Below are 13,318 nucleotides of genomic sequence, written 5' to 3'. Positions count from 1 at the left end.
ATTCAACTGTCGTTGGGACAAAGCTCGAAATGCTTCCGAGCATGCGGAAGTGACGTCCCTGTTTCCCCGATCGCCAACGCCTCAACACGAAGCATGGAACCAGGGGCGCACTACGCCCTTTCACTCGGCCAGGAAGAGGTCCCACCCGTCGAAGCGGCGGCGGACGCTGACCCGGTCGGTGGAGAACGAGCACGTTGAGACCGCTTGTTCATGTGAGCCACTCTCGATGCTGCTGCCTAACGAAGTCAGCGCCGTTATGCTCAGCGGGAATTCGCTGCTCTCAGTCCCATCGTGACTACGCAGTGCGGCGAAGCGCTTGACGTGCAGGCTCTTAGGCAAGCAACCTGAGTCGCTGATGAGGCGTGGGCGTACCCCTCGCCACCGTCCCAGCACGGCCGCCAGCCGCCGACAGGAGCACAGTGACCGCCCTGCACGCCCAGCAGCTCGAACACGCCCTTGATGAGCAGTTCACTGGGATCGTCGCCGTTGATGATCTGTCCAAGTTTGAGCAGCGAATCCAGCGGAGCTCATTTCTCTCCCGTTCCCTTGCTGCCCTGGCGATCCGCGAGTTCACGGGCTATCCACTGCAGCGCTGCGCCGAGTTCGTCATCGACTCATTCGGCGACCAGGGCATCGACGCCGTGGCGGTAGATCTCGCCTCAGAAGAGCCTCAGGTCTGGGTGGTGCAGGCGAAGTGGAGCAGCGACGGCACAGCCACCTTCTCAAAGGACGCTGCCCTCGACCTAAAAAACGGTCTGGAACTACTGATCGCCCGGGAGTACCAGTGCTTCAACGCTAAGCTGACGCCGCTCATCCCCGATCTGGAACGGGCACTCAGCAATCCGCGGGTACAGATCACCCTGCTGCCGGCCTGGGCAGGGACCCAGCCGATGGGGGCCGAGGCCAAGGGGGTGCTCGACCGGTTCTGCGCGGAGTACGAGGACTCGCTGCGCCTGCGCATCCTGCGGCTGCCGGACTTCATCCGCATCCTGCGCTCCGGAATCGCCGAACCCCAGATCAAGCTGAAGGCGTCGGCTTCGGCTGTCGATGTCAGTCCGATCAAGGATCCCATCCTGGCGTACCACGGCACGATCGGAGGAGCGGAGGTCGCCCGCTGGTACGAGGTCAACCATCACCGGCTCTTCCAGCGGAATATCCGAAATCCCCTCGGTGTGACCGCGGTAAATCGCACCCTTGTGGAGACCCTTCGTAGAAAGCCCAAGTACTTCTGGTATTTCAACAACGGGATCACGGTGCTATGCGACAAGGTGATCATGGGCCCTCGGGGGGACCTGGAAATGGAGGGAGCGAGCATTGTCAACGGCGCTCAGACGGTCGCCTCCATCCACGAGGCTTACCAGCAGACCCCGGATCTCGTGACACGCGCACGGATCGGTGTCCGCATCATCTCCTTGACGGACTGTCCGGAGGGCTTCGACCACGACGTCACCCGAACGACCAACACCCAGAACAGGGTGGAGCCCCAAGACTTCATCGCCCTGGAGAAGGTGCAGCAGCAGCTCCGCGACGACTTTTTGCTTCGGCTGCGGAAGACCTACGTCCTGCGCCGGGGCGAGGAGCCACCGCAGTCGAAGGACGACGGTTGCAACCTCAGGGAGGCCGCAACCGCGCTCGCCTGTGCCCACGCCTCTCCGGAACTGTCCTTCCAAGCCAACGTGGACATCGATCTTCTCTGGGATCCGAAGCAGCACCACCGGCTATTTCCGCTCCACCGTACCGACGCCGTGAAGACCTGGCGCACCATCCTGGTGCTCCGGGAGGTCGAGCGGCAGATCGGCGTACAACGCCCGCAGTGGGAGGGGCGCGCCGGCACACTCGCCGACCTTGGGCGACTGCTCATCGCCCACGTGACCTTCCAGCGCCTGCCCCGAGGCTGGCAGGAGGTCCCGGAGGCCGATTGGCCAACGGTACCGGCGCGCGTCGCCCCACTCGTTGGCGCCTCCGTCGCCACCTTGATCCACTGGATCGACACGGGGTACGGACCCAAGAGCCAGGTGAGCAGCATCTTCCGTAATGCGGAGCGATATTCCGACGTCGCCGGTTCAGCGCTGGCGACCCTACAGGGCGATAACCAGCCTCCGTCCCTCTCAGCGGAGTACCGCGCGTCCGAGCGTGAAGGGCACGCACGGAAAGCCAAGGCAGTCACCGTGATCTTCGAGAACAACGCGCTGGAGGAAGGGACACTCCTGGAGTTCCGCCCAGTGCCCGGCCGCGAACAGCAACAGCTCACCCCCTGGCTCACGGCGGATCCCCGCCGGGCGCGTGCAACCTGGACCCGGAACCGCCGTAACTGCCTGGTGTGGGCGGTGGACGGTATCGCCTACTCACCGACCGGCCTGGCCCAGAAGATGCTCGTGGAGGCCGGTCACCAGAGCAAACCGCTTCAGGGCACGCGGCGCTGGTTCGTTCCACAGCGCGGCTCCCTAGTGGACATCGCCGACCGGTTGCGCCAGGAAGCAGAAGAAGAGGAAGAATGAGCTTGTCGCCTAACCTCGCAGGACACGAGGCCAGCTGAGGGTGTCCGAACTCGCAGCCGCGACGACGAAGGCCCAGGCCGCTCGAGGCGGTCCGGGGCCTTCCCATATTCGTCAGTCAACGAGGTAGTGGGCTTCGATATAGGCGACGGTGGAGTCGTACGGCTCCCCTACAGGCTTCAACGTGTACCGACGGAAGACTGCAGCTGTGGCGCGGCGGGCACCTCGGTTGCGGGCATCGGCGTTGTCCCAAGACCGGGCGAGGGTCTGCGTGACCACCTGGTCAATCTCCTCAGCCAGGTTCCTCTCCGTGATTGTGAGGCCCGACGGCGCGTGGTCTTGGATGATTCGGGACAGGACACCCACGTGGTCCTCGTCGAGCACGATGACCGCTTCATTGGGGTGCTTCTCGGCGTTGACGACGGCGCGGGCGACCCGGAGCGCGTCGGCCAGGAAGTCGAGGGCGTCCTGGGCGTTCTGGATGATTCGGTCCCGCAGCAGCCTTATCCGCTCCGCGAGGGCGGTGTACTTCGCGGACTCCGGGTCGACACCCTTGTCGAGGGCGGCCTTGATGTGATCCAGGATCTCGGCTGCGGACGGCGGTGTCTTGTCCCCATCGTCGCCTGTGACGGGCTTGGGCCTGACGAGGGCCAGTAATTCCTTGAGGATGGCGATGCCCTGGGCGTCCAGGACGAGGGCTTCCTCCTGGGACGCGGCCACGGAGAAGGAGTGAACGTGAGCGTTGATGATCTCCAGGACCATCGGCCCAAGTTCGCCAAGTCGTTCCTTCCTCTCCTCGTCGGAGGACTTCTTGAACAGAGTTGTGTACACGGATCCGAACAGCGCAAAGCCGTCCTGGTACTTGGCTACCCGCTTGTCGCTGTTGATGAGCGGGTACAGGCGGGCCAGGAGTCCGTAGTCCTTGGCGAAGGACTGTGCGGTGTCAGGGTTGGCGTCCAGGAAGGCGTTGATGGCTCGCATGGACGCGTATCCATGGAACGTGAGGTCCAGGCCGTCCACGTCCGCGAAAAGGTCTTCGATGCGCGCGAATACCGTGCGGAACTCGGCGACCAGCTCGAACAAGTTGGTGACGAACCCGCCACCCTTGCCGGCCTTCTCTTGGGTGGGGTCGACGACGGCCCGCTGTACCTCCTCGGCCAGTCCGATGTAGTCCACGACCACGCCAGAGGTCTTCACGAACCCACTCGGGGACACCCAGGTTCGGTTCGGGCGGGTGATTGTTTGAAACAGGTTGTGCGCCTTCAGCGGCTTGTCCAGGTAGAGGACACCCTCGTTGGGTGCGTCAAACCCAGTCATCAGCTTCGCGGTCACCACCAGGAAGCACAACGGATCGTCCGGACTGAGGAACCGACGCTTCTGGTCCTCCTCCTCGACTTCCGAGAGCTTGTACGGGCGCATGGCGGGCTCTTCGTCCTTGGAATCCGAGACTGAGATGTTCACCTCTGCGGCGATGCGTTGGTGCTTGCCTACTTGGGCCAGTACCTGCGAAGCCTCGTACCCCGCGAGCAGTTCGTTGATCTTGCCCGTGTACGCCACTGCCAGTTCACGATTGAAGGCGACGACCTGAGCCTTCAGACCGTTGCGGTAGGCGCTAGCGAGGTAGTGATCCACGATGTCCTGGCAGACGGTGTGGATGCGGTCAGGGTTGGCGAACACTGAGGTGAGGCGCCCGAACTTGCGTGACAGGGCCTCACGGTCGGGCTCGTCCAACTCGAAGGTATCGGCGAACTCGTCGAATTCGTCCTGCAATGCCTGGTCGTTCATCTCAAAGACGACGGGGCGGGGATCCAGCATGACTGGCACCGTCGCCTCGTCCAGCAGGGACCGGGACACTGAGTACCGATGCAGCACTCTGCCCGGGTCGGTCTCCTCGCCGAAGAGGGCGAAGGTGTCTGTGGCGAGATTCCTGATGGGGGTGCCAGTCATACCGAAGAACTTCGCGTGCGGCAGCGCTGCGCGCATCTGTCCGGCAAGGGACTTCTTGTCGGCGGACTGGGTGCGGTGTGCCTCGTCGACCAGCACGATGATGTTGGTCCGGGTAGAGAGGTTCTTGCCAGCGTCGGCGAACTTGTGGACGGTCGTGGAGATGACGCCCCGCACGTCGTCGGCCAGCAAGGCACGCAGTTCGGCGCTTGTTGCCGGCTGATGGAAGTAGGCATCTCCCATTGCCGCGGTGAACACTCCGGACGTCTGGCGGACAAGGTGCGTCCGGTCCGAAAGCAGAATGATCGTCGGAGAATCGGTGCGGGTATCGGCCAGCATCAGCGAGGCGGCGAACACCATCAACAGCGTCTTACCAGAGCCCTGGTGGTGCCAAATCAAGCCCTTCGAGCCGCCTGCCACGACGCGCTGGTGGATCAGGTGCGCTGCCTCCATCTGCGGGTACCGAGGCAAGTACTTCTTGTCCGCCCCGCCACCGGAAGTGGCGAAAAGGACAAAGTTGGCCAGCATGTCCAGCACCGTCGCCGGCTTGAGAAGCAGTTCGACGGAGCGCTGTATGTCTGCCTGCCCCGACAGGTTCTCGTCGTCATCAGTGGACCGGAACGGCTGCCACAGGTTCGTGGGCGCGCCAGCTGCACCGAACCGCAGCTTCAGCCCATCTGAGGCGATGGCGAAGACATTGGGGGTGAAGAACCACGGGTACTCGGCGACATACACGTTGTTGATCTCGCGCGCGGCATCAGCCCACGCGGACTTAGCGGTAGGTGACTTCACCTCGGCTACTACCAGAGGCAGGCCGTTGACCCAAAACACAAGGTCAAATCGCCGGGATGTCTTCCCGGGGACCGTGATGGTTACTTCGTCGGACACCACTAGCGTGTTGGCGGTCGGGTGCCCGAAGTCGATGACCTTGAGGGTGTGCCACACCCCGCCGGCGTCGCGGAACTCCTTGTGCCCGCGCATCAGGCGCAGCACCTGCTCGTTAGCCCGCACCAGGCCGCCCTCGACTGCGTTCACCGTGGCGACGATCTCTTCGACGACCGCGTCCGCGTCGAACCCCTCGATCACTCCAGGGTTGAGTCGGATGATGGCGTCCCTCAGGTCGCCGACGAGCACCGTTTGCGTCGTCTCACGTTCCAGCGATCTTCCCGCTGTGAAGCCCCAGCCCATCGGGAGGGACCACTGGATCATCAGGTTCTGGAACTCACGCTCTCGAATGCCCTTCGCCACGTATTAGACCTCCAAGTCGGCGGACTTAATGTCGATGGTGCGATCCAGCAGCCCCGAAAGGAGCGCCACCCGAGCTTGCCGGAGGCGCTCCGCCTCAGCACGGAGGGCCGCGACCTGCCGGTCCACGGCGTCAGCCATCCGCGCGATGCGCTCCTGCTCATCACGAGGGGGGACAGGCATGACGATCTTGCTGAGGTTCGCGGCGGAGATGCGAACAACCTTGGTGACGCTCGTGAACTGGCGCTTATGCGTTTGGAATTGAGGCGAAGCGAAGAAATAGGAGGTGAATCTCGGGTCAAGATCATGGCGAAAGATGAAGCAGTCGTCGTGAACCGCCACGGCGTCCTCGCCCAACCACGCCACAGCCTTGCCGATGTCCTCGATGTTCTCGCTCGTCCCAGCGATCACCACATCGCCAGGATGTGCCAGGCGCATCGAGTCGCGGAAACTCTCGGGAAGATGCGTCACCGTGTGTGTGGCCGAGACCCCGTAGTCCGTATAGATCTGGCCGTAGTGGATACACCCGAGGCCCGACTCCACGTAGTCGCTCTTCACGAACCGGCGGCCGCGGGTGAGCTTTCCAGCCTCCGCCAGCGGAGCGGAGGACCAGCCTTCGCCGCCACGGCCCAGCGCATCGCCCAAGGTGGCGTTACGGACTCGGAGGAGGGCGTCTGCCTCATCCCCGAGTGCCGTGATCTGTCCGTCCACCGCACCAATGACCTCGACAATCCGCTCTTGCATGGGCAGGGGCGGGATGGCCATGACGATGTTCAGGAAGTCTGTCGGCTTCACACGCTCTCGCCTGCCGCCCATTCCTTTCGACGCACCTTGGAGCGCGCCCCACATGCGCTGCGTCGTCGTGAGCAGACGAAAGAAGTCGGGATCCAGGTCAGACGTGAACGCGAAGGTAGGGAACTCCTGAGAGGCGAACGATTCCGGAAGATCGCTGGGGGTGACCGTGATCGCGCCTTCGAACGCCTTGAGTCGGCTGTAGACGACAACGCCCTGGCCGATTCGGTTGAGCTTCTTGTAAGCGGTGGAGCTCCCCGCGACCGGATCGCGGTAGAGCAGTCCGCGCCCTCTGTTCAAGACTCCGACCGTTGGATAGGTCTGATGCGGGTCCACATCGATGACCTCAACGTTCGGCGTCAGGAACCGCGAGAGTGGTGCCCGACCCCAACCTTCCCGTGTGCTCGTCGCCGGGTCAGTCATCGAAGCCCTCAATGCCGGCACCCGCGAGCGTGGCGAGCATGTGCTGCTCAGTCTGCTGACGCTCGGCTCGGGATGCGTTGTATTCCTTGATCAGGGTGGGCAGGTCTGCCTCTTCGGCCGTGACCTGCTTGATGTAGCGGCTGATGTTGAGGTCGTAGCCGTTCGCTGCGATCTCGCTCGCGGGTACGAACTGGGCGACAGGAACATCAGTGCCGTCGGGGGCACGCGTGGTGCCGTCAGCCGCGACGCGGGAGTGATAGGCGGCCACCGCGCTGGCAATATCACCCTCGGTGAGCACGTTGCGGTTCTTCCCCTTAGCGAACCGCTTGGACGCGTCGATGAACAGAACGCCGTTCTTACGTTCGTCGATCTTGGTTCCGCGGGCGCGGAATACGAGGATGCAGGTCGGGATGGTCGTGTTGTAGAAGAGGTTGGCTGGCAGCCCGATCACGGCTTCAAGCAGGTCGTCGTCGATCACCCGCTGGCGGATAGCACCCTCCTGGCCGCCTCGGAACAGGACTCCATTGGGCAGGACAACGCCTGCACGGCCCTTCTCCGGATCCATGCTGGCGATCATGTGCTGCACGAATGCCCAGTCCGCCGTCGACTGCGGCGCCACCCCGCCGCGGGCACGCGGATCAGTCGTCCAGGGCTTCCATTTCAGGCTGTACGGAGGGTTGGCGACGATCACGTCGAACTGTTTCACGCTCCCATCCGGCTTCGTGAAGCGCGGATCCTTCAGCGTGTCGCCGACCTCCACCTTGAACTGGGTGAGGTTGTGCATGAAGAGATTCATGCGGGCCACACCGGCGGTGTCCTGTACAGCCTCCTGACCGTACAGCTTGAGCGAGTACCCGCGCCCGCCACGTGCCTTGAGGAGGCTCGCTGAGGCGATGAGCATGCCACCGGACCCGCAGGTCGGGTCGTACACAGATTCGCGGCCCTTGGGATCAAGGATCTCGACAATCAGCTCGACGACCTCGCGCGGGGTGAAGAACTGGCCAGCGCGGGTTCCGGACCCGTCGGAGAACCGCTTGAGCAGGTACTCGTAAGCCCCACCGAGCACGTCGTGGGACATGTTGCCCTCGTGCATCTTCGGGGTGCGGTCCATCGCCCGCATGACCGCCGCCAGGACCTCCCCCGACAGGACCTCTTCGGCAGCCCAGGTCATGGATCCGAACAAGCGGGAGAACTTGCCAGGGTTCGCCGTCTCAATCGCCTGCAGGGAGGCACGGACCCTCTTGCCGAGGCCGGGCTGGGCGATCGTGGCGAGGACGGCCGACCAGAGGGCACGAGGCTTCTGGAAGGTGTCCAGGTGGATGAACGGGATCTCAAACTGTTGGTAGTCGCGGTACTCGATCTCGTGCGCTTCTTCGGCGGAGAGGTCGGCCAGGCTCCCGTTCTCGACCAGAAACTCCTGGTGGTGGTGCTCCCAGGTGTCGGACAGGTACTTCCAGAACATCAGTGGGAAGACGACCGAGGCGTACTGCGCTTCGGGCATCGCGACGCGCAGCTCGTCGGCGGCGTCCCACAACCGGTTCTCGATCTCCTGCTGCGTCACTGCCATCAGTCGGGGGTGTCCTTGCTCGTCAAAAGGTGGCGGCCCGAAGGCCGTGGTGTTCCTGCCGGTCACCCTATTTCGGGCGTGCCCGGCATGTACACGACGGACGCATCCTGCCGGGGGAGCACAGGCGGGGCGCCGCATTCTCTGCGCGGGCGACTCGCCAACGATATCCCTCCCCAGGACCGCGAAATGTGGCAAATGACCCAAAACAAGGGATGCGGCCAGAAGCGGCCAGCCCCCCCCCCCGCTTGTTGATCTTCTCCCCCTCTAGCACACTGCCCGCCTGAGTCACGTCGCTGAACTCCGAGGTCAGGCACGCGCCATGGCCACCCTCCCGACCGGGACCCTGCCCAACTTCGGCTCCACACCCCGCTCCGTGGCAAGGATGTCTTGCTCACCTCCACCTGAGTAGCCGCCTGGCTGCTCGTTCCTGTATGTCGCGGTCTGTACTCAGCGCGGCGTCGGCGAGCAGATGAATGCGCCAGTACAGATGGAGCCGGCTTTCGGTCGTGACGTCGGGCCGACTGGCGAGAGTGAGTATGGGGGTGGGGTCGTCGAGGTCGAGGCGTACGACGAGGCGAGCGAGGTCGGACCGATGGTCGCCGAAGATGGCAAGCTCCCAGTCGATGAGCAGTCGGGAACCGACGGGTTCACGAAGGAGGTGGCTCGGCTGCAGATCGTGATGGAGCAGCACTGGCTGGATTGCGTTGTCGCTGGCGTCGACTTCTTGGTGGAGGCGTCTGACCACTGCGCGTAGGGCCGGGGCGGCTGTCGCGTACGCGTGCAGGCGGTCGTGGAGGTAGCCGGTCCAGCTGCGGTGTTGTCGTGCGCCGGCAAGGCGGCCGAAGTGTGTGCCGGAGATGCGGTGGATGGCGGCCAGCGGTTCGACGAGGTCCGACAGGAACCGATCGAGAGGCACAGGCTTCGCGTGTAGTGCGGCCTGTGCGGTCCATGGCGGGGTGCTACTGCCGCTGGACGCGGCGAGCAGCTGTGGACATGGGGCACGGTGGCTGGTCAGGAGCCGGAGAGCGGCAACTTCGTTGGCGGCACGGCTCGGGTCGCCGTAGTGCTTGAGGATGTACGGCGTCGGTCCTTCCACCGACCAGACGCGGTTGGCCTGGCCGGTGGTGATCTCGCGGGCGCTGGGTGGGACGCGGCCGTCGATACCGTCCATAGCGCTGTCAGGCGACATCGCCGAGGTAGGTGCCGGGGGGCTTAGACGCCTCCGTGAGGGCGGTGATTGGCTGACGGATGGCCCGTGGCAGCAGGTTGAGGGCAGGGACTTTGCCCAGCGGTACCCATTCCAGGCCGGTCTGCACCTCGTCCTGGGCATGGCCGCCGAGCTGGCCGGGATCGCTGGTGGGGGTGCACAGGAAGATCGCTTCGATGCGGTGGGTGTCGGCTTCGCTTTCGGGGTGGTCGTGGTTGGCGCCGATGTATTCACGGAGCCACAGCAGCCGCTCGACGGTGACGGTCAGGCCGGTTTCCTCGTCGACTTCGCGGGCGACGGCGTCGCCGAGACTCTCTCCAGGATGTTGGCCGCCTCCAGGGAGGAAGTAGCACTCCTGGTCCTCCCAGACGGCACGCATGAGGAGGACCTGGTCGTCGTGGAGGACGACGGCTTTGGCGGAGGTGCGGATTTCGGCGGTGGAGGGCTCGGTCATGGTTCTGGTCCAACTTCCTCTTGCGGATTGGATGGTGCTTCAGCGTTCAGTCTTACCGAAGGTCGTGGCGTGTCCGGTGATGCGACGGAAGATCATCCGCCAGGGGCCGGCGAGGCGGATGAACGGTTGGGCGGGGCTGCTTGCGATCAACCCTGCACGGCGGCCACGTGTGGGGCACGGGGCGGCAGCGACGCGGCAGGTCGAGGGAACGACCGCGGCATGAAGGGCCGGGGGCAGCTTGATGAGTCGTGCTGTCAGGACGGGACCATGGAGCAGGACACCCGTGAGGGCGAGCGCGGAGCACAGGGGGCCGGACCAGAAGGCGGAGATCGCAGCGGCGGCGATCAGCGGGGCGCCGGTGATCCAGGCGATCTCGTCGGCCCATTCCCGGAGTACCAGGAGTGCCTTGCCGATGCGGGTGAGGGCGCTCGGCAGGTGAGCGACAGCCTTCGCATGGCGGTCCGGTCGGGCTGACGTGAGGAAGGCGAGGGCGTGGAGGTTGGTCAGGCCGCGAGGCTCGGTATAGGGCTCGTCCAGGACGGCGACGGTGGCGGGTGCGATGTCGGCACCGAGGAGGGAGAGGCGGTGGCCGGTGCCGAGATCCTCCATCGGTTCGGGGAAGCCACCGAGGGTTCGTAGGACCGGCAGGTGGACGGTCATGCCACAGCCGACGCCGTAGATCATTGGCCTCAGCAGTGTCCTTACGAAGTTTGGGACTTGGGTGGTAGTGGGCCAGTGCGTCAGGCGGATTCGGGCGAGTTCGATGCCGACTGAGCGGCGGAGCTGGTAGAGCCATTCTCCCGCCAGGAACAGGCCGGTGGCGCCGGGTGGAAAGGGGCGACGGCCGAGCAGCGGCAGGCGCTGCTGCTGGATCAGGGCCGGTGGCCGGCCGGTGAGGGCCCTGTGGCGAGTAGCCGTCTCGGCGAAGGAGTTCAGCGTGCGGACGTCCGGGATGGCGTCGGCGTCATAGACGCAGAGAAAGGTGTTGTCCGCGTCGTTCTCGTCGTGCCAGCCGAGGGGGCTGAGGATCTCGTCGAGGCGGTCGACGGCGTGGTTGAGCTGTCCGGCCTTTCGGCCGCCGGTGTCAGGTTGGTGCAGGTGCACCAGATGCAGCCCCACGGCTGGCTGGCATACGGCCAGGGCGGCGACGGTTTCGCGGGTCGTGGGTTCTGCGTCGTACAACTCGGTGAGAAGGGGGAGGCGCCTCTCTTTGGGAGCAGCGTTGACCTCGTCAGCGACGTCGCCACAGCGGGCACGGGGAAACGTCCCGCGCAGTTGGGCCTCGGTGAGGCAGCTGGTGTCCGCCAGTTCCGGAAGGCGATCACGGTCGCGACGGCGGGCGTTCTCTTCTCGTTCGGTGGTGATGGCGACGACCACTGCACGTTCTCGTGGGTAGTCGAGGGCCGTGAAGGCGGCGATCGTCTCGGGGGCAAGGGTTTGCTCACGGAGCATGGGCAGCAGGACCACCAGCCAGGGCCCGTCCTCGTCGGCCGAGACGGGGTCTCGGCGTGCGTTGTCCAGCAGCCAACGGGCACAGAGTTCGACTGCGACGAGTGCCCAGAGCCCGCGGGCCAGCAGGAGCACGAGCAGGACGGGAACGGCGTAGTGGAGCCACAGTTCGGCCAGCATCATCGTTCGTCCTCCAGCAGGCGGTAGACGGAGCGAACTTGATCGGCGATGCGCGGCCAGGCGAAGAGCTCGGCGCGCTCCCGGGCCGCGGCACGTCGTGCAGCGTGGGCTGCGGTTCCGAGTTCGCCGATGAGGGTTTCGACGGCTTCGGCGGCGGCAGCTGCGTCACTGGGCGGTGTGAGCAAGGCGGCCGAGCCGTGGCCCGTGTAGTACGAGATGCCTCCGGTGTCGGTGACGACTACCGGGGTTCCGCAGGCCAGGGCTTCCAGGAGGGCATTGTTGGCGGTCGCGTCCGTCAGGGGGAGGAAGACGGCCGTGGCCTGGCGGTAGAGTTGGGTGAGGGTGAGTTCGCTGATTCCTTCCAGCACGCGCACGGCCGGGTGCCAGGTGCGCCGGTCGGCCTGACGGGTGACGACGGCGAGCTCGATGTCGTTGCCGTGCCGTCGATGGAGCTGGTCGTGGACCGTGTCCAGGACGTCCCAATCGCGCAGCCACCAGCCCACAGTCAGGAGCAATGGTCGGCCGCCGGGCTTCGGGACTCCTGACGGCGCGAAGGCGGCGGTGTCGATGCCGTGCGGGATCAGGTGCACGCGCTCCTCGGACAGGTGGTTGGCAAAGAAAGCCAGCTGGTCGGGGGCGAGGGCGATGATCTGGCTTGCGTGTGCGGCGAGCCGCCGCCAGTTCGTGGCCGGCATGAAGCGGGCCAAGTGTGCGGGCGGCTGGTGATAGGTGACGGCGGTCGGGCCCGGTCGGTGGCGCGAGAACCAGAACTGCTCGTCGCCGTAGAGGATGTGGGCGGGCCCGCGCCCGGCGAGGACGCGTGCATCCGTGGCGAAGTGTTCGGCCGGGTAGAACGGCAGAGGGCAGCGGCGGCGAAGCCAGTGATGGGCGGCATTGGCGATCTTCTGGCCGGTGATTCTCCGTGGCGCGGTGATGCGCTTGGCTTCCGGCAGGTAATCAAGGAGCCGGTCGTAGCCCCCATGGTGGCTGTGCCAGGGGACGCGGACGGCCGAGGCGATCACCGTGTGCGGCACGGTGCCACCGCCCTCACAGCTGGGGGCAGCAGACCCAGGGCTCGGAGCTCCGGTGTAACCGCCGTGGATCTGGTGAGGCGCAGCACGGGCAGCCCATGGGGCTTGTTGGGGCCGAGATGGTGGCGCCAGCGACGGCGGTGCTGGCGGTGATGGGCCGGGCCCCAGAGAAGAATCGAGTCCCGGACGAACAGATGCCGGAACGTCTCCCGGTTGCCGGCGAACAGCTCCTCGCCACGGGCAGCTCGCCGGAATGAGCGCCTGAGCAGCCGGGGCAGGCAGGTCCGCAGGGGGAGGTCGAGCCAGATCGCCAGCTCGGCGTGGCCCAGCAGCATCTCGCCGACAGGCCCGCTGTAGTTGCCGTCGGCGATCCAGGTCTCTGCGCCGAGCGCTTCCCTGACCCGGTTCTGGAAGGTCACGGCGTCGACGGGCGTCCAGCCAGCTCCCCAGAACAGGTTGTCGAGGTCCAGGTGAGGCAGTCCCGTGTGTCCGGCAATCTCGGCGGCGATGGTGGATTTCCCAGAGGCCACG

Annotated in this window: 9 protein-coding genes; 1 reads left to right on the top strand and 8 read right to left on the bottom strand. The window is 65.3% G+C overall.

Annotated features, from left to right (window positions below; translation table 11 throughout):
- The first annotated feature begins 419 nt into the window (after nt 1–419).
- Entirely contained in the window at nt 420–2,498 is a 2,079-nt protein-coding gene (locus ACZ4XD_RS31610; protein ID WP_468047742.1) for an AIPR family protein, read from the top strand.
- Between the two features lie 111 nt (nt 2,499–2,609).
- Here ACZ4XD_RS31610 and ACZ4XD_RS31605 read toward each other — a convergent pair whose 3' ends face one another.
- From ACZ4XD_RS31605 to ACZ4XD_RS31570, 8 genes are all read right to left on the bottom strand, one after another.
- Nucleotides 2,610–5,687: a type I restriction endonuclease subunit R gene (locus tag ACZ4XD_RS31605; RefSeq protein WP_468047740.1), complete on the bottom strand. Its 3,078-nt coding sequence runs from the start codon at nt 5,685–5,687 to the stop codon at nt 2,610–2,612.
- Nucleotides 5,688–5,690: 3 nt separating this feature from the next.
- On the bottom strand, nt 5,691–6,899 hold the full coding sequence (locus tag ACZ4XD_RS31600; RefSeq protein ID WP_468047738.1) for a restriction endonuclease subunit S: 1,209 nt from the start codon (nt 6,897–6,899) through the stop codon (nt 5,691–5,693).
- Nucleotides 6,892–8,466: a type I restriction-modification system subunit M gene (locus tag ACZ4XD_RS31595; RefSeq protein WP_468047735.1), complete on the bottom strand. Its 1,575-nt coding sequence runs from the start codon at nt 8,464–8,466 to the stop codon at nt 6,892–6,894. The genes ACZ4XD_RS31600 and ACZ4XD_RS31595 overlap by 8 nt, the downstream gene beginning before the upstream one ends.
- Before the next feature lie 391 nt (nt 8,467–8,857).
- Nucleotides 8,858–9,637, bottom strand: a complete 780-nt coding sequence (locus ACZ4XD_RS31590) for a phosphotransferase family protein (RefSeq protein ID WP_468047732.1) — start codon at nt 9,635–9,637, stop codon at nt 8,858–8,860.
- Between the two features lie 7 nt (nt 9,638–9,644).
- The gene (locus ACZ4XD_RS31585) at nt 9,645–10,127 is read right to left on the bottom strand and encodes an NUDIX domain-containing protein (RefSeq protein WP_388197494.1); all 483 of its coding nucleotides are present in this window, start codon (nt 10,125–10,127) and stop codon (nt 9,645–9,647) included.
- A gap of 39 nt (nt 10,128–10,166) precedes the next feature.
- A complete protein-coding gene (locus ACZ4XD_RS31580) occupies nt 10,167–11,759 on the bottom strand; it encodes a glycosyltransferase family protein (RefSeq protein WP_468047729.1) in 1,593 nt (530 codons plus the stop codon).
- Nucleotides 11,756–12,790, bottom strand: a complete 1,035-nt coding sequence (locus ACZ4XD_RS31575; protein ID WP_468047726.1) for a glycosyltransferase family 4 protein — start codon at nt 12,788–12,790, stop codon at nt 11,756–11,758. Before ACZ4XD_RS31575 ends, ACZ4XD_RS31580 begins: the two co-directional genes overlap by 4 nt.
- Nucleotides 12,775–13,317, bottom strand: coding sequence for a P-loop NTPase family protein (locus ACZ4XD_RS31570; RefSeq protein WP_468047724.1), 543 nt, complete (start codon nt 13,315–13,317; stop codon nt 12,775–12,777). Before ACZ4XD_RS31570 ends, ACZ4XD_RS31575 begins: the two co-directional genes overlap by 16 nt.
- Nucleotide 13,318: the final 1 nt, after the last annotated feature.

The sequence above is a fragment of the Streptomyces sp. NPDC029466 genome, from assembly GCF_055574515.1.
The sequence above is the reverse complement of the archived record's forward strand: the minus strand, read 5'-3'. Positions and strand labels throughout refer to the sequence as shown.